Origin of the sequence: Sutterella faecalis (assembly GCF_006337085.1) — a bacterium.
Classification (GTDB): Bacteria; Pseudomonadota; Gammaproteobacteria; order Burkholderiales; family Burkholderiaceae_F; genus Sutterella; species Sutterella faecalis.
The window spans coordinates 796,516-813,610 of the sequence record NZ_CP040882.1 but is presented as its reverse complement, the minus strand read 5'-3'; the positions used below and the strand labels follow the sequence as shown (position 1 = coordinate 813,610).

Genomic DNA, 17,095 nt, shown 5'->3' with positions numbered 1-17,095 from the left:
GTGGCTCTTCTGCGGGCGGAGGATCAGAGGGCGGCCAGAGCAGCCTCAAGACGAGCTTCGCTCTTTCGGGTTTCGGCAAGCGCAATTTCCGTGCGGGCTGAAATATCACGGATGCGGTTTTCCGCGCGGATGAAGCCTTTTTCGATTTCCGAGGGCGAAGCGCTTCCCGGAGTGGCTCGGTGAGCAAGGATGACCGTCGGATCGAGCGCAGCGGCCAGGCTGCTATCAGAAAGCGGAAATGAAGCCGGGAGATCGCTATTTCCTTCCTTCGAGCGGAAGGCTTCCCAGAGCGCTTCAAAAGCATCACGCCCTGCGGTCGCAGGCGTGAGCCCTGTCTTTTTGGCTTCGGTAACGAAGGCGCTCGCGAAGCCGTGCGCGCGGCGGAAGTCGAGGCCGCCTCGTCGTACCAGCTGATCGGCGATCTCCTGAGTGCAGGTCCAGTCGGCGTTCAACTCTTCGAGCGCACGTTCATGGTTGACGCGAAGCGACCGGATGATGCCCGCAAGCGTGCGCAGCACCACGGCCGCGTCTTCGAGAAGCGCCGCCATGGAGCGTGCGTCCCGGGCGTCCGGCATGCCGAGCGGGAGGTTCATGAGGCGCATCATGACGCCCTGGGCTTCGCCAATCACGAGCCCCGCATCGCGGCGGCAGTCGTTCACAATGCCGGGATTGCGCTTCTGCGGCATGGCGCTCGAGCGGTAGATGCCGTTTGCGCTCTCAATCAGAATCCAGGGACGGGGATTCGAATACTGCGCCATGAAGTCCGCAATGAAGGCCGAGACGTGGATCATGAGCGACGCGACGATCTGGCTTGCTTCAAGCGGAAGGTCGTTTCCGGCGCACTGACCAGCGTCGAAGGCGTTGGCGGCGACGGCGGAAAAACCGAGGAGCTCTGCCATTCTTTCAGCGGGGAGCGGCCATCCGGTGCCGTTCAGTACGCAGGATCCCATGGGCGAGCGGTCAAAGCGGCCGCGGCATTCGAAAATGCGTTCGGCATCGCGGCCGAAGACTTCGGACTGCGCGAGGAGATAGTGGCTCCAGTAGTTGGGCTGCGCCTGGACGCCGTTCGTATAGGCTGGTACAACAGCGTCCTTTTCTCGGCGTGCGGCATCAAGGAGTGCATTGAGGACTTCCCTCACGGCGTCGCCGAGCCAGAGAAGATGCTCAAGGTTGAGCGCGGCATTGGCCGTGGCGAGGATGTCCTGGCTTGAACGGCCGACATGGAGCACGCTCGCTTCCATGCCGCACCGGGCAAGAAGCTTCGGTTCAAACGTGATGTAGAGTTCGTCGCGGACCGCATCTTTTTCGCCGGCTTCACGTTCCATATCGTCAAGTCCGGCTCGAATCCGGCGCGCGAGCACCCGATCGAGAAGCCCGGCTTCCGCATTGGCGGCGATCGAAGCGCGGTTGATCCGAAGGAGCCAGTATTCGGTGTCGTGATCAGGGAGCTCTGCCACTGCGTTTCCTTTAGGGTTCGGCACCTGGCCCATGTGCATTCCCAGCATTCTTGGTCTCCTGAGATGGTGTTAGATAATGTATTGCGGCATGCCGGACGAAGCGGCCGCGCGAGTTCAATCGGCCGCTTCGCCCGTAATTCAGGGTTCTGGAAAGAAGATGACCTTCCGGCTTACCAGCGGTGCATGAGACCGAGGATGACTTCATGCGCAGTGATGTTGTCCTGCTGCCAGTCGGCATCCTGCATGAAGAAGCCCGTGATGCCGTAGACCGAAGTGCGCTTTGAGAGCGGATAGAGGTAGCCGAGGCCGGCATTCACACGGCTGAATTTGTTCTTTTCGTCCACGTTCTGGTTTTCGCCGAAACCGTAGCCCACCGATGCCTTGATGGTGCCGCCCGCAGCCGGAACATCAACGCCCGTGGAGAAAGCCCAGGCTTCGAAGCCCTTTGAGAGCTTCTGACCCTGAGCCAGAGGCGCGAATTCCTTTGTCGAATAGCCGCCGATATAGGGCGTGTTCTTCAGGTACTGCACGGTCCCGTAGAGCTTCACCGGGTCAAGGTTCACATGGCCGCCGAGGAGCGCCTTCCAGACGTCCTTGTCGGTGCGGGTGTTGGTCGCGCCCGTCTTGATCCAGTCGACGGCGCCCGCGAGGTAGAACTTCTCACCCGTCCAGGTAAAGCCTGCCGCGGACCAGCGGTCGGCGTCGTGCGTGCCTTCAGTGGCGTTGTTGGCGTTTCCGAAGGAGTGCTGCAGATGGAACTTTACGCCGTTCATGACGGGCGAAATGTAGTTCACCATGTTGTTCCAGCGGGCCTGGGCGAGGGTGCCCGAGAATTTCCAACCGCCTGTCATGTTGCCCCAGCCGGCGCCGAAGGGGTTGACGCGGCTGTTGAAGATGCCCGTGGTGCCCGAGCCGGTCGTGAGGGCAGGCATGCGGCCGAACTTGAGTTCGCCGAAGCGCTGCGACTTGATGCCGAGCGAGGCTTCGCGCTCAAAAATCTGATTGCCGCTTCCGTAGATTGTGCCGTCGTCGGCAAGGAAGCCGCTTTCGAGATGGAAGACAACTGAAACGTCGTCGTTCAGTTTTTCGCTTCCCTTCATGCCCCAGGTGGAGACGTTGCCCGTGCCGAGGGCGACATTGGAGCGCGTGGCTTCGTCGGCGACGAGGCCCTTGTCGTTCAGAACATTGGCTGCGCTCTGGCCGGCAGGCGAGGCCATGCCGCGGTTGAGTTCCTCGTGGACGTAGGCAACACCCTGGTCGAAGAAGCCGAAGAGCTCAAGGTCGGCGGCCTGAACGGCGGGGAGAGCGAGAAGAAGTGCGGTGGCGGCGAGCGTCGGATGAAGGGTCTTATGCATGATGGTTTTCCTTTTTTTAGAGGTTGATGATTTTTGGGGTGATGAATTCAATGGTCTGAATGAATGCCCGGGATGATTCAAACGCGCATTCAGGCGGTCTTTTTCCCGAACGAGCGCTTGAGTGCGGGGATGCCGCAGGAAAGAATCTGAGCGGAGAGGCCGCGCTTTTTCACGGCATCCTCGCCTTCGGATGTGCAGAGGACCGTGCCGCCCGAGCCGACAACTTCGCCCGAAGCGAGAATCTGCCGGCCGCTCGAGAAGGCGTGGACGGCCTTGCGCGCTGCCGGGTCGTAGATCGTGATGTCGGCGTCGGCTCCGGGCGCAATGAAGCCTTTGGCTGCAAGCCCCAGCATGCGGGCCGGAATGAGGGACGTTTTGGCGGCGAATTCCACGGCCGTGAGTGCGGAGATGTTGACGAGCGAAAGACCGTAGTCGACGATGACGTTGCGCGGAATGGCGCCGCCATCCGTGCTGATGGCGTCGACGAGAAATTCGCCGCCGGCTCGTTTTTGCGTGGCAAAGAAGACACGAGAAACAGCCGGATTCACGTGGTCGAAGGATCCGTCCTTGGGACCTGGAGCCGATTCAAACCATTGCGCTCCCGCCTTTCCCGTGATGAGTTCAAGGATTCCGTTTTCTGGACGGATGACGGAGAGTTCGCCGGCTTTGATGGCCGAGAGCATGCCTTCACGGTTTTCCGGTAGCCCAAGGCGCTTCAGATTGATGCGCACAATTGCGGACAGGGGAATGCCATTCTCATCAGTGCCGAGCGGGCAGCCATTTCGTGCAGAGAGGTAGCTCTCCGTCACGATTTCCGGATGCGCCTCAAGGAGCTCTGCCGCTCGGGCGCATTCGAGCGCTGCAGGGAGAATCCCTCCGCGGCAATAGGCGTTCAGATGAGCAAGGTGAAAGGGTCGTCCTTCGGCGAGTTCGATCGCCTCCTCAAGTCCCTTGAGGTTGGATCCGGCTGTGGTGGAGCCCGCGTGCCATGCCATGTAGACGCCTCGGTCGTGAGCGGCCGCAAGGTAGGCTCGCGACGCTTCCGGCGTGAGTGGATAATGACCGCCCAGAAGCTTTACGCCGAAAGCTCCGGAAGCGAGCGACTGGTCGATGAATCCGTTGATCTCGTCGGTTCCGGGGTTTGCGCTTGAAACGTTCTGACCCGGAAGAATGGCATTCAGCACGGCGACCGTGAGACCGCATCCAGAGTTCGCCATATCGTCGAGCACTTTATCGATGGGACCGGCCATTTCAATGGCGGCGGTGACGCCCGCCTGTACTGCCATGCGCTGCCCGAGCGGACTCGGTGAGAGGTGCAGGTGCGTGTCGATGATGCCGGGCTGAAGGATGAGCCCGGAAGCGCCTATTGTGCGAGCGGCGCCTGAATCCGCAATCGAAGGCGCGACTTCGGCAATCAGTCCGTCAAGGATGCCGACATCCTTTTCGCTGACGGATCCGGAAAGCGGATCGACTACCGTGGCGCCGCGAATGACGAGATCGAACATAATGATTCCTTTATGGGTGAGGACGCATCAGGAGATAAGAGCAGTCAATGCGTCAAACCACAATGAGAGCGGAGAGGATGACGGCAACGACCATGCCAGGGAAGAGGCGTTTGGCAACGCTCATCGGATCGGCGGAAGCCATGCCGGCCACGATGATGATTGCGCCCGCGAGCGGACTCGCCGTGCGGCCGAACTGGCCGGCCAGGATGGCAAGCAGCCCGAGTGAATGGGGCTCCATGCCGAAGCTTGCCGCCGACGGTGTGACCGCCTGATTGAAGGCCCAGATTGCGGCTTCGCCTGAACCCGTGCCGAGCGCCATCAGGAAGGGACCGATCGCAGCGCCCCAGCGGGCGAGCTCGTTCGAGTGCTTGAGGGCATCAATGAAGGCCGCGACCGCCCCCGAAGCCTGAAGGCCTGTGGAAAAGACGCCGGCGGCGACGATGAGGCCGATCACCTGGGCGTAGCCCGTGCCCATGCCCTTGAAGAAGGCCTTGGAGAGTTCGCCTGGGTTCATGAGCGTGACGAGCGCGATGTAGGCGATGCCGCAGATCATGGCGACCACGACGTCGACGCCCGCTTTGGGGAACCAGACAGCCGCGGCGATGAGGATGACGAGGGGCACAAGGGGAGCAAAGGCCTTGAGAACGTTCACTTTGACGGCGGGCGCTTCCCCGGCGCTTTGGGTGCCCTTCGCAACGGCTTCAGCCTCAGCCTTGTGGTCGTGCCAGTGGAAAATGGCCAGTGCGGAGTTGACGAGAGTGGCAACGACGACGAGGCCGACGATGTAGGGTAGAGCCCAGCCGATGAAGGCCATGAGGTCCATCTTTGCCATTTCGGCGACGTAGATGTCGTGCGCGCAGCCGGGGTTCAGAAGAAGGCCGCACATGGTGCCGCCGCCCACAGCAGCGGCTGCGGCAGCCGGTCGGATGCCGGCGCGGATGAGAAGCGGAATGAAGGTGGCGCCCGCGGTGGCCGCGGTGCCCGCAGCCGACATGATCGCGATGTTGATGCCGAAGGTGATAAGCGTTGCGGCCGGGATGAGGAGACCGCCCAGCTTCTTCAAGGGCGCCGACATGAGCGCCACGAGATGTTCGTCGCATTTCGCGGCCGTCACAGCGGCGGCAAAGCCCATTGCGGCGCAGATGGCCGGCACGAGCGTGACGTTCGTCATGCCTTTCACGAAGGCCTGAAAGGCCTTCATCGGTTCGCCGGAAGCAAAGCAAAGCACGAGACCGGCAATGATGAGGACGAGCCTCGTTTCGAGCCGCTTGACGAGCGCCCAAACCGTGAGAACGATCACGGCAAGCGCGAGCCAGATAAGCCAGGTCATGATTGGGAATCTCCTTGAAGGGTTGAATGAGGACCTTGAAAGTGGTCTTTCGGTGAGGTTCGGCGCCTATTCTCGAAAAATTCATCATTGTTGTAAATGCAATGCGTACTATGCAAATATTGCGTTATATGCAATTAGAGAGGTGAAGATGCTGAAGAACCTTTCGGGAGTCTCTGTTTATCGGGAATTTAATGAGCAATGAAACGCACTTAAATATTGCGCAGCATGCAATACTTGAGGGAAAGTCCCGAGTTGCTGCCGGAGGCATCAACGCCGCCTGCGACAAGCTCGGCGTTGAGCCGAGCACCGTGAGCCGGACGCTTAAGGCGCTCGAGACGGAGATCGGGTCGCCGCTTTTCTCACGGGCTTCGCGCCCTGCCGCCCTCACTGAGCTTGGCCGCCGGGCTTATGCAAAGGTAGCTCCCATTCTTTCGGCGCAGGATGCATTTCTAGCCGAACTGAGGGGCGACCGCGACCGGTTGGCGGGCGTCATCCGCGTGGCGTCGCACGCCGGCATCGGACCGCATGAAATCATTCCGAAGCTTGTGGAATTCCAGATGACGTATCCGGAAATTCAGCTCGAGCTCTATGAACTTTCGGCGCCCATTCCTTCGGGCTTCACGTCGACGGACGGCGAACCCATTGATGTGATCGTGGGCTACGGGCCCGAGAAGATCCCGGCGAATGTGGTGCGGCGTCATTGCGGCGTCATGCCCTTCATTGCCTGTGCGTCACCCCTTTACGTCCGCCGTCACGGGATGCCGCTCGAGCCGAAGGACCTGCGCCTGCATGCCGGGATTCTCATCAACAGTCCGACGAGAAATTCGACGACGTCTCTGCGGCGGGGAGACCGGGAGGAGAAGCTCCATTGGAAGCAGCGGATGGTGGTGCACAACCTCATGTCCGCACAGCGGGCCGCTGCCATGGGCGGCGGGATCGTGCCGGATCTCCCGCTCTACCACTGCGCGGCGCTCCTCGAGTCGAAGCTTCTCATCCAGGTGCTCCCCGGTTGGCATAGAGCGCCCCTTGACTGCTATGTCTTTGCGTCAGAAGAAGCCTGGGAGCGGCGCCGCGTTCAGGTCTTTGTCGAATGGATGGCAGAGCGCGAGCGCGAGACGCTTGCTGAACTGAGAGAGATGCATCCCGAATTTTATTGAGGGAAAGCCGCGCAAGTCGCCGCCGATTGGACTCTCTCAGCAACAAAAAAGAAACGCCGGCCCGAAGACCGGCGTTCCCGAAAAACCCCGCTCGCGCGGGGAAACTAGAAATATCAGGGCGATACCTAATACTCTAGAGAAACACCCCTGCGGATGAGCAGGGAAATCAATACATTACAGCAAAAAACAGGCTCCCGAAGGAGCCTGTCTGCAAATGAGCTGTCAGCTTAATGTCAAGCTATCAGCAGATCTCGCGGATCCAGCCCTTCGGAGCTTCAATGGCGCCGTCCTGGATGCCCGTGAGGGTCGTGCGCAGCTTCGTGCACACTTCGCCCATCTTGTCCATGCCGGACGGAATCATGATGTCGCCTTCGTGGGTGTGGATGAGGCCCACCGGGGCGAGCACTGCGGCCGTGCCGCAGAGGCAGCATTCCTTGAAGTTCTTGATCTCGTCGAAGCGAACCTGGCGTTCAACAACCTTGAGGCCGAGATAGTGTTCGCCGACGTAGACGAGGGAGCGCCGGGTGATCGACGGAAGAATCGAGTTCGACTTCGGAACGACGAGCGTGTTGTCCTGATCAACGAAGAGGATGTTGGCGCCGCCGGTTTCCTCAACGTAGGTGCGGGTCTGCGGATCGAGGTAGAGGTTCTCGGCATAGCCGTTGCGGTGGGCTTCCATCGTCGGATGGAGAGACATCGCGTAGTTGAGGCCCGCCTTGATGTCGCCCGTGCCGTGCGGAGCCGCGCGGTCGAAGTCGGAAACGCAGAGCTTCAGGGGCTTCACGGCGCCCTTGAAGTAGGCGCCAACCGGCATCACGAAGACGCGGTAGAGGTAGGAGGGAGCCGGAGCGACGCCGATCTGCGGGCCCGAACCGATCATGAAGGGACGGATGTAGAGCGAGCAGCCGGTGCCGTAGGGCGGAACCCACTGGGCATTGGCGCGGACGACTTCGTCGATCGACTTGAGGAAGAGCTCCTTCGGAAGGGGCGGCATCTCAAGGCGCTGTGCGGAGTTGTACATGCGTTCGGCATTCATGTCCGGACGGAAGGTAACGATCTTGCCTTCCTTCGTGCGGTAGGCCTTCAGGCCTTCGAAGCAGCTCTGCGAGTACTGGAAGACGCAGGCGGATTCGTAAAGGTGAAGCTTCGGATCCTCAACGAGGCCGTCTTCGGTCCACTTGCCGTCTTCCCAGGTAGCCTGCCAGCGATATTCAGTGGCGGTGTAGCCGAAGCCGAGCTTCGACCAGTCGATGTCTTTTTTGGGTTCCATTTTATTTTTCATCCACTTTTTGCTGAGCTCCCGGCATCGCTAGTGAAGCCTGAAGCTCCGAAAGAAACTTGCTCCCCGAAAGCCTCCGGCTTCCGGGTAGCAAAAATCCTAACACCCTGATTCGGGCGGCAAAGCCCTGATCCTAGGCGTTTCCGCTTAGCGAATTGGATTCAGAACGAATACGTTGGAAAATTTTGCGTTTATTCGATTTATTCTGATGCTTATCCATGAATTTCAATGGATTCACTCGTGGTCCCTCTGGAAATTGCATGAGAGCGCGGCATTTGAAAACAGAAATTCAGGTTCATAGCCTGAAACCATTCAATTCGACATCGTACGTATAGGGGTATACACTATGATCGTTTCTACCCATATCGGTGCTTCACTCTTGAAAAAAGGAGATTTTCAAAATGAATCGCATGTTTGCTCTTGGTGTTCTGGCAGTTCTTTCCGCTTCCGTTTATGCCGCTGACGGCAGCATGGCCGGCATGGATCATTCCGCTCATATGGGAATGATGCAGGGCGAAAGCGCTCAGGCTTCTCAGAATGCTGTTGCCGCAAAGGGCGTCGTCAAGTCGGTCGACATGAAGTCGGGGAAGGTGACGATCAGCCACGAACCGATTCCGGAACTCAAGTGGCCCGCGATGACGATGCGCTTTACCTTCCGCGATCCGAAGATGGTCGAGGGCGTCAAGGCGGGCGACAAGGTGACCTTCACCTTCGTTCAGGAAGGCACGCTTTCTGTTCTTCAGACGCTCTCGCACTGAAGAGATTCCTTTGCCGTTGCTGAGTAAGCCCGGACAAGGCGCCGGGACCGGGAGCCTTGTCCGAGGTTCCTGAAGTCCCGGGCAATCCTCGTCGCCTGTAAAAAGAAGAACCTCATGTCTGATGCCCCGCAGAAATTCCGCATTTTCCCCGTTGTTCTCGCGCTCATTGCCGGTCTCGCCCTGGGCGGAGCCGGCGTAATGCTTTACATGAAGCACCAGAGCGCCGGGATGCCGAAAACGGAAGCACCGCTTCCCGCCGCCGCCGGGAAAAAGGCGCCGGAGGGCGTGGAGCTTGCCGAGCCCGATGCCGACGGCCGCCCCGTGCTTTATTGGTACGATCCGATGAAGCCCGATGCGCACTTCCCGAAGCCCGGGCCCTCGCCCTTTATGGACATGGATCTCGTGCCGAAATATGCCGATGAAGCGGATGCGGGCGATGGCGGCGAGGCGCCGTCGGTTGCCGTATCGCCGGCCGTTGAGCAGTCGCTGGGACTGCGGACAACGATCGCGCAGGAGGGTGAGCTCAGAAAAGAGGCGAGGCTTGCTGCGGAAGTGGTTTTGAATGAACACGACTATGCCGTCGTGCAGGCGCGATCCGGAGGCTTCGTCGAATCGGTCTCGCCGCTTGCCGTGGGGGACCCCGTGAAGGCGGGCGAGGTCCTCGCAAAACTTACGATCCCGGGGTGGACGGAAGCGCAGACGGAATATCTTGTGCAGCGGGAAACGCATGCGCCTCAGGGGGCGATTGAGGGGACGCTGAGGCGCCTCAAACTCCTCGGCATGCCGCAGAAGGACATCGACGACCTCATCCGCACGCGCCGCGTGAAGACCGTCTTCACGATAGAAGCGCCGATCAGCGGCGTCGTGACGGCAATCTCCATGCGCGCCGGCATGAACGTCAATGCCTCTCAGACGGTTGCGGAAATTGAGGGCATCGACCCTATCTGGGTCGTCGCCTCCATCCCGGAAGCCTATGCGCGGGACGTCTCGAGGGAAGGAACAAAATTCAGCCTCACGTCGGACGCCTTCCCCGGAGAATCCTGGAAAGTACTCTCCGATGCCCTTCTTCCCGGAGCAGACGCATCAACGCGGACGCTGAGACTCCGCCTTCAGGTCGCCAACCCCAAAGGAACGCTTCGCCCCGGCATGACGGCCGTGCTTCATATTGATGCGCCGGGCGAAAGGGGAATTCTCATTCCGCGCGAAGCCGTGATCGACGACGGCCGCATGACGCGGGTCATTGTGAAGCGCGACGGCCGTTTTTATCCGACGCCGGTTGCCATTAAGGATGCTTCGGGGAGCACCGCCGCCGTCGCGGGGGTGAATGCAGGCGACGAAATCGTCCTTTCCTCCATCTACCTCATTGATTCTGAAGCCTCTATTTCCGGTGCGCTCGAGCGGTTGAAGGCTCCGGCAGAGGTGGATATGAGTGCAATGAAAGAGGGAGACGAACATGATCGCGCTCATTAAGGCTTCGGTCAGAAACCGCTTTCTCGTCCTTTTCTTTGCGCTCCTTCTCGCCTTCTGGGGCGCGGTCACGATCCTGCGCACGCCCGTTGATGCGCTCCCCGACCTCTCCGACGTTCAGGTGATCATCAAGACGGACTATGCCGGTCAGGCGCCCGAGATCGTTGAGAATCAGGTCACCTATCCGATCTCGACCGCAATGCTCTCGGTGCCCGGAGCAGCGTCCGTCCGCGGGTTCTCTTCCTTCGGCAGGTCCTTTGTCTACGTGATCTTCGAGGACGGCACCGACCTCTACTGGGCGCGCTCGCGCGTGCTCGAATCGCTTTCGGGCTTGACGGGATCGCTCCCTCAGGGCGTCTCTCCCCAGCTCGGCCCCGACGCCACGGGCGTCGGCTGGGTTTATGAATATGCGCTCGTCGACCGCACGGGGAAGCACGATCTCGAATCTCTGAGAGCGCTCGAGGACTGGGTGCTTCGCTACGACCTCAAAACCATTCCGGGTGTGGCGGAAGTGGCGAGCGTCGGGGGCGCCGTGAAGGAATTTCAGATTCTTCCCGATCCAGTGAAGCTCGAGCAGTACGGGGTCACAATCGGCGACATCAAGACGGCGCTCTCGCGCTCCAACTCCGAAATGGGCGGAGGTTCGGTCGAGCTCGCGGGTTCTGAAGTCATGGTCCGCGCCCGCGGGTACTTAAGGACGCTCGACGACTTCCGGCACATTGTTCTGAAGGCGAACGCCTCGGGCGTGCCGACCCTCCTCTCAGACGTGGCCCAGGTCCGCACGGGCCCTGAAATGCGCCGCGGCATTGCAGAATTGAATGGCGAAGGCGAGGTGGCGGGCGGCGTCGTCATCATCCGCAAGGGCGCGAACGCGAAGGAAGTGATTTCGGCCGTGCGGGAGCGGCTCGAGGAAATCAAGCCCGGGCTCCCCGAAGGTGTTGAGATCGTTCCCGTCTACGACCGGAGCGACCTCATCGACCGCGTCATTCACAATCTCACTTCGAAGCTGATTGAAGAGGCGATCGTCGTGGCGCTCGTCTGCGGCATCTTTCTCTGGCACCTGAGGTCCGCGCTCGTCGCCATCATCACGCTGCCGCTCGGGCTCTGCTTTGCCTTCATCGCCATTCATTTTCAGGGGATTGAAGCGACGCTCATGTCCCTGGGCGGCATTGCGATTGCCGTGGGCGCGATGGTCGACGGCGCGATCGTCATGATCGAGTCGGCGCATAAGAAAATCGAGGACTGGGAAAGGGACCACCCGGGCGAGAAGCTCGAGGGCGAGCCCCGCTGGGCGCTCATCACGTCGGCAGCGATCGAAGTAGGGCCGGCGATCTTTCTTTCGCTTCTCATCATCACGCTGAGCTTCATTCCGATCTTTACGCTCGAAGGCCAGGAGGGACGGCTTTTCGGGCCACTTGCCTGGACGAAGACCTGGTCGATGGCGGGCGCAGCGCTTCTTTCGATCACGCTGGTGCCGGTTCTCATGGGCTACTGGATTCGCGGCCGCATTCCGCCCGAAGAGAAGAACCCCATCAACCGGGCGCTGATTAGAGGCTACCGGCCGCTTCTTGCGGGAGCGCTCAGGTTCCCGAAGTCGACGATCTGCGCTGCCGTGCTCCTTCTTTTTACGGCGCTCTATCCGCTCGAAAGAGTCGGTGCGGAATACCTTCCGCAGATTGCCGAAGGCGACATTCTCTATATGCCGACGACATTGCCCGGCGTTTCAGCGGGCGAGGCTGCTGCGATCCTTCAGACCACCGACCGCCTCATCAAGTCGGTCCCCGAGGTGGACTCGGTTTTCGGCAAAGCCGGACGGGCCGATACGGCAACCGACTCGGCTCCGCTTGAAATGCTCGAAACCACGATCCACCTCAAGCCCGAAAGCGAGTGGCGCCCGGGCATGACGATGGCAAAAATCATCGATGAACTCGACAGCCGGGTGAAGCTCCCCGGGCTCGCGTCCCTCTGGGTGCCCCCCATCCGCGCGCGCATCGACATGGTTTCTACCGGCGTCAAGTCGCCGATCGGGATCCGCATTCAGGGACCGAGCCTCGCCGTCATTGACGGCGCGGCAAAAGCGGTCGAGGAAGCGGCAAGAAAGGTGCCGGGCGTTCAGTCGGCCCTTGCCGAAAGGCTCGAGGGCGGGCGCTACGTCGACATTGATATCGACCGCTACCGGGCTGCCCGCTACGGCATGACGATCGGGGACGTTCAGGACTACATTTCGTCCGCCGTCGGGGGCGCCATGGCGGGCGACCTCGTGGACGGCGTCGCGCGCTATCCGATTTCGATCCGCTACCTCCAGGCAGAAAGAGGGACGCCGGAGGCGCTGAGGCTCCTTCCCGTCATCACGCCTTCGGGGCAGAGAATCACGCTGGGCGACCTGGCGGAGGTAAAGGTGACTTCGGGCCCCTCAATGCTTAAGAGCGAAGGCGGCCGGCCCGCGGCCTGGATCTATGTCGACGCGCGCGATCGCGACATGGCATCCGTCGTCGACGACCTCCGGATGGAAATCGCGAAAAACGTGAAGCTCCCGGCAGGCGTCACCGTTGCTTTTACGGGGCAGTACGAAATGATGGAGCACGCAAAGTCGCGGCTCCTCGTCGCCGCCCCCATGACGGTTCTCATCATCTTCGTGCTTCTTTACGTCTGCTTCAGAAGGCTTTCCGAGGCGCTTCTCATCCTGACGACCCTCCCCGTTGCAACGGTGGGCGGGCTCTGGCTCCTCTACCTGATGGGCGACCGCTTCTCGGTTGCTGTCGGTGCGGGCTTCATTGCGCTCGCCGGGCTTGCTGCCGAATTCGGCGTCGTCATGCTCGTCTACCTGAGGCACGCCGTGGCGGCCGATCCTACGCTCGCGAATCCGAAGACCTTCAGCATGGAGGCGCTCGACCGGGCGATCGAGCATGGGGCGGCGCTTCGCGTGCGTCCAAAGTCGATGACGGTGGCTGTTATCCTTGCGGGCCTGATTCCGATTCTGCTTTCAACCGGCGCCGGGTCTGAGGTGATGAGCCGAATCGCCGTCCCGATGGTGGGCGGCATGATTACGGCGCCGCTTCTGTCCCTCTTCGTGATTCCGGCTGCCTGGAAGCTCATCATGCTGAAGCGCAGAGCCCTTTGAGCGTGAACTCAGCGCTCAAAATTTGAAAAAAGGGAGGCGGTTTTCGGTAACCGAGCCGTCTCCCCGGGCGATAATGGACGAAAGCCTATCTGCGCAATGCGCGCAGCCCCAAAGTCTTTTGGGAGAAACATATGCAGTCCGGGCTTCTCGAATTCACGGATTTTCTCGGCATCGTCGCCTTTGCGCTCGCCGGGATTCTGGCTGCTGAAAATAAAAAGGTCGACCCCGTCGGCGTTTTCGTCATGGCTTTCACCACCGCCTTCGGCGGCGGGATCATCCGCGACCTCATCATCGACAACCGGCCCATGTATTGGATTGCGCACCCCGAGTACGTCTGGGTGACGCTCATCATGACGATGTTTGCGCCCGCCATCATCCGGCGCTTTCAGGCAAAGGTTCTGCGCGAACTCTTCATCTGGTCGGATGCGATCGGGCTCGGGTTCTTTGCCGCGGGCGGCACGTCGCTTTCCATCACCTGCGGGCTTCCCTATCTCCCGTCCGTGCTCCTTGGCGTTTGTACAGGCGTCTGCGGGGGACTCATGCGCGACGTTTTCCTCAACCGCCTCCCGATGGTGATGTCGGACCGCCAGCCCTATGCCTTTGCCGCCTTCGTCGGCGCCTGGCTCTATGTCGGCATGCGCGTCCTAGAGTGTCCGGAATTCATCTCGCTCTTCGCCTCGACCTTCTTCATCGTGGGTCTGCGCATGTTCTGCTGGTACAAGAAGATCATGTTTGCGGACTTCGGCAGATTCAGGCATAAATGAGGATCTTCTTCGCAGCGCCGTTTCCGTCATCTCTGATGAGGCGGAAGAGATTTGCGGATTATTTTGTTTTTATCGGATATTGTAGATATATCATATAAAAGCGATTCTATTTTCTTACGCTATGCCATCGCCAGAAGGAAAAATTCTCCATCGTAATGGAGAATTTTGTCCAAATTTCGCCATCGTAATGGCGAATTTTTCCCTGACTCAATCGATGGTGGTTGGCTGAAAATATAGAATCAGGCAATATGCGGAGCCTCTCAACGACAAAAAGCCGGCACGCACCAGAATGCATGCCGGCTTTCTGAAGCCTCAGGACTCAAACGGTCGTTACGGCGCGTTTTTTCCGGTGGGCGCCTGAGGCGGAAGCGCATCGGAGGATGCTTCCGTTCCTGCGAGCGGATCCTCCCTCGCTTCGTCAGCCTTGGCCTCTTCCGGAACGACCGGAGCGGCGTCAGGCTTCGGAGCCGATTCTGCCGGCTTCGTCTCGCTCTTCGATTCCCCCTGACCGAGCTTGGCCTTGAGGAAGTTGGCGAGCTTTCGCACCGGGCGGGGCTTCTTTTCCGCGTGAGGGACTTCGTCCTGAGGGACGGCTTCCTCGCGGAGCTCTTCATCCATCATGGATTCTTCCTGACGGGTTTCCTCGGCATGCGTGCCGATCGGCTCGCCGATGGAGGCGCCGGCCTTGAGGGCAGAGGCCGTCTGGGCGGAGAAGAGGCGGGCAGCGGCGTCGATCGTGGAGAGGTAGGTCACGTGCTCGAAGTCCGCTTCCGGCCAGATGCCGCGGCTTTCCGCGGCCACGACGATCGGAAGTTCGGGCGCCACTCGGCGGGCGGCTTCCGCAGTATGGAAGGCGTCGACCGACGAGTCGAGGAGCACGAGGAGCCGCGCCTGATGGAGATGCGCGCTCACCCAGGTGTCGTCCTTCGAGGGGTCGCCGAGAATCACGGCGATGCCCTTCGCGGCAAGAGTTTCCGCTGCGGCCTCGTCGTCGACGACCGCAACAAGCGGGACGGACGCCTGGTCGAGCTGGAGCGCAAAGCACTCCGTGAGATTCGCGGGTCCCGTAACGACAACCTGGCCCGAGAGCTTTTCAGGAACGGTTTCCGCCGGGAGCGCCTCAAAGGGAGCTTCCCGCATCGCGGCCTTTCTCGCCCAGCTCCAGCGGCTCGTGAGTGCCTTGGAAATCCGGGGTTCGAGCCAGAATCCGATGGGGTTGAGCGCAATCGAAAGAATGGCGCCCGCCACCACGAGGTTGACGAGGTGCTGGTCGGCAAGCCCGAGCCCCGCCGCCTGGCCGATCAGGATGAAGGAGAATTCGCCGATCTGCGAGAGGGAGACCGCAACGATGATCGCCGTATGGAGGGGGTAGCGCAGCGTGTGGACGAGAAGGAAGGCCGCAAGCGACTTTCCGAAGAGAATGATGAAGAGGACGGCCAGGACCTCAAAGGGGCTCGTAATGAGGATGTGCCAGTCAAAGAGCATGCCGACCGCAACGAAGAAGAGCACCGCGAAGGCGTCCTGGAGCGGAATGGATTCCGTCGCGGCTCTGTGGGCAAAGCGGCTCTCGCGCATCACCATGCCGGCGAAGAAGCTGCCGAGCGCGAAGCTCACGTGGAAGATTTCCGCGGCGCCGTAGGCGACGCCCACCGCAACGGCAAGAACAAAGAGCGTGAAGAGTTCTCTCGAGCCCGTGCGCGCGACCTGGCCCATTGCCCAGGGGAGCACCCGGCGGCCGATGACGAGCATGATGGCGACGAAGAGCGCGGCGTTGAGGAGCGTCTTCAGGATGACGAATGCAAGGCCGCTTCCGGCAAGGCGCGCCGAAGTACCGGGCTCGCCCGGAATCATGATGCTCGCAAAGGGAGGCAGCAGAACAAGGATGATGACGGTGGCGAGGTCCTCGACGACGAGCCAGCCGACGGCGATTCTGCCGTCAGAACTTGCGAGCTTCCCGCGCACGTCAAGGGCTTTGAGGAGCACCACGGTCGAGGCGCAGGAGAGCGAAATCCCGAGCACGATCGCTTCACCCCATGAGCGGTCGAAGAACCAGTGCGCGCAGAGGGCGCCGAGGAGCGTTGCAATCGCCATCTGAAGCACGGCTCCCGGGACTGCGATGCTCTTGACCGACCAGAGGTCCTTCATCGAGAAATGAAGGCCCACGCCGAACATGAGGAGCATCACGCCGATTTCTGAGAGCTGGTTCGCAAGCGCCGCGTCCGCAAAGACGCCGGGCGTGTATTTGCCCGCCGCGATGCCGGCAAGCAGGTAGCCCACGAGTGCAGGCGCCTTCAGAAAGCGTTCGGCGATGAAGCCGAAGACGAGGGCAAGGGAAAACGCAATGACGAGCGTTGAGATGAGAGGAAGAGAGTGTTCCATCGTCGCGCTGGTAAGGTTCGGGGAAAGCGGGGGAATCCTTGCGGCAGTATAGCCTTTGGGCGAGGCATTGCTTACTACCCCGGGTGTAGAAGAAGAAAAAATTGTTCTCGGACGGAGTTTTTCCTGAGAGAAGATTTATGCGGTGTTGATGTGTTAACGGGCAGCAAAAATGAGACTGCTAACCCACAGCGATAATGAGACTTTTTCTGCCCCTCTGGGTGACACCAGCAATCGGCAAGAGTTTCACAACAGCGCTGATCTTTTCAAGGAGGCGAAAAGCTACACAGCGGCTTTTCTGGTAACGCGCGAGCTCGCGGATTGGTTTGCGGGCATTGTGCTGGCCGAGCGCTCCACTTCGGCACCTGGCGGCGGTACCGGCATTTAGCCTACGGGCACTGAGGCAAGCTCTGTCAAGCGAACGTGGAATAAACGAGCGCGGCCTTCAGACGCGCGAAGCTTTATGCCGCGAAAGTCGCTTGACAGAAATCCCTGAGATATCATTTAGTTAAGGCGGATGCATCCA

Annotated in this window: 12 protein-coding genes; 6 read left to right on the top strand and 6 right to left on the bottom strand. The window is 60.4% G+C overall.

Features of this window, described 5'->3' with window-relative positions; genetic code table 11:
- Positions 1-23 precede the first annotated feature (23 nt).
- From FG381_RS03235 to dcuC, 4 genes are all read right to left on the bottom strand, one after another.
- The gene (locus tag FG381_RS03235) at positions 24-1,505 is read right to left on the bottom strand and encodes a lyase family protein (protein ID WP_139687515.1); all 1,482 of its coding nucleotides are present in this window, start codon (positions 1,503-1,505) and stop codon (positions 24-26) included.
- A gap of 122 nt (positions 1,506-1,627) precedes the next feature.
- Positions 1,628-2,812 (bottom strand): porin, encoded by a 1,185-nt coding sequence (locus FG381_RS03230; protein WP_139687514.1) that lies wholly within the window; start codon positions 2,810-2,812, stop codon positions 1,628-1,630.
- 89 nt (positions 2,813-2,901) lie between these two features.
- Positions 2,902-4,317 carry an amidohydrolase gene (locus tag FG381_RS03225; RefSeq protein ID WP_139687513.1) on the bottom strand — a complete coding sequence of 472 codons (1,416 nt, stop codon included), beginning with the start codon at positions 4,315-4,317 and terminating at the stop codon, positions 2,902-2,904.
- A 52-nt stretch (positions 4,318-4,369) separates the two neighbouring features.
- Complete coding sequence (gene dcuC, locus FG381_RS03220) at positions 4,370-5,647, bottom strand: C4-dicarboxylate transporter DcuC (protein WP_139687512.1); 1,278 nt, start codon at positions 5,645-5,647, stop codon at positions 4,370-4,372.
- 191 nt (positions 5,648-5,838) lie between these two features.
- Here dcuC and FG381_RS03215 point away from each other — a divergent pair, with 191 nt between their 5' ends.
- Positions 5,839-6,804, top strand: coding sequence for a LysR family transcriptional regulator (locus FG381_RS03215; RefSeq protein WP_139687511.1), 966 nt, complete (start codon positions 5,839-5,841; stop codon positions 6,802-6,804).
- 241 nt (positions 6,805-7,045) lie between these two features.
- On the opposite strand, the gene FG381_RS03210 is transcribed toward FG381_RS03215, so the two are convergent.
- Entirely contained in the window at positions 7,046-8,074 is a 1,029-nt protein-coding gene (locus tag FG381_RS03210; RefSeq protein ID WP_139687510.1) for a branched-chain amino acid aminotransferase, read from the bottom strand.
- 410 nt (positions 8,075-8,484) lie between these two features.
- Here FG381_RS03210 and FG381_RS03205 point away from each other — a divergent pair, with 410 nt between their 5' ends.
- The 4 genes from FG381_RS03205 (at position 8,485) to FG381_RS03190 (ending at position 14,193) form a co-directional block, all read left to right on the top strand.
- Positions 8,485-8,841 carry a copper-binding protein gene (locus tag FG381_RS03205; RefSeq protein WP_139687509.1) on the top strand — a complete coding sequence of 119 codons (357 nt, stop codon included), beginning with the start codon at positions 8,485-8,487 and terminating at the stop codon, positions 8,839-8,841.
- 114 nt (positions 8,842-8,955) lie between these two features.
- Positions 8,956-10,311, top strand: coding sequence for an efflux RND transporter periplasmic adaptor subunit (locus FG381_RS03200; protein ID WP_139687508.1), 1,356 nt, complete (start codon positions 8,956-8,958; stop codon positions 10,309-10,311).
- Complete coding sequence (locus FG381_RS03195) at positions 10,295-13,429, top strand: efflux RND transporter permease subunit (protein ID WP_139687507.1); 3,135 nt, start codon at positions 10,295-10,297, stop codon at positions 13,427-13,429. The genes FG381_RS03200 and FG381_RS03195 overlap by 17 nt, the downstream gene beginning before the upstream one ends.
- Positions 13,430-13,560: 131 nt before the next feature.
- Positions 13,561-14,193: a trimeric intracellular cation channel family protein gene (locus FG381_RS03190; RefSeq protein ID WP_139687506.1), complete on the top strand. Its 633-nt coding sequence runs from the start codon at positions 13,561-13,563 to the stop codon at positions 14,191-14,193.
- A gap of 330 nt (positions 14,194-14,523) precedes the next feature.
- On the opposite strand, the gene FG381_RS03185 is transcribed toward FG381_RS03190, so the two are convergent.
- A complete protein-coding gene (locus FG381_RS03185; RefSeq protein WP_139687505.1) occupies positions 14,524-16,572 on the bottom strand; it encodes a cation:proton antiporter in 2,049 nt (682 codons plus the stop codon).
- A 169-nt stretch (positions 16,573-16,741) separates the two neighbouring features.
- Between FG381_RS03185 and FG381_RS03180 the strand changes: the two genes are divergently transcribed.
- Positions 16,742-16,957 (top strand): hypothetical protein, encoded by a 216-nt coding sequence (locus FG381_RS03180; protein WP_139687002.1) that lies wholly within the window; start codon positions 16,742-16,744, stop codon positions 16,955-16,957.
- Positions 16,958-17,095: the final 138 nt, after the last annotated feature.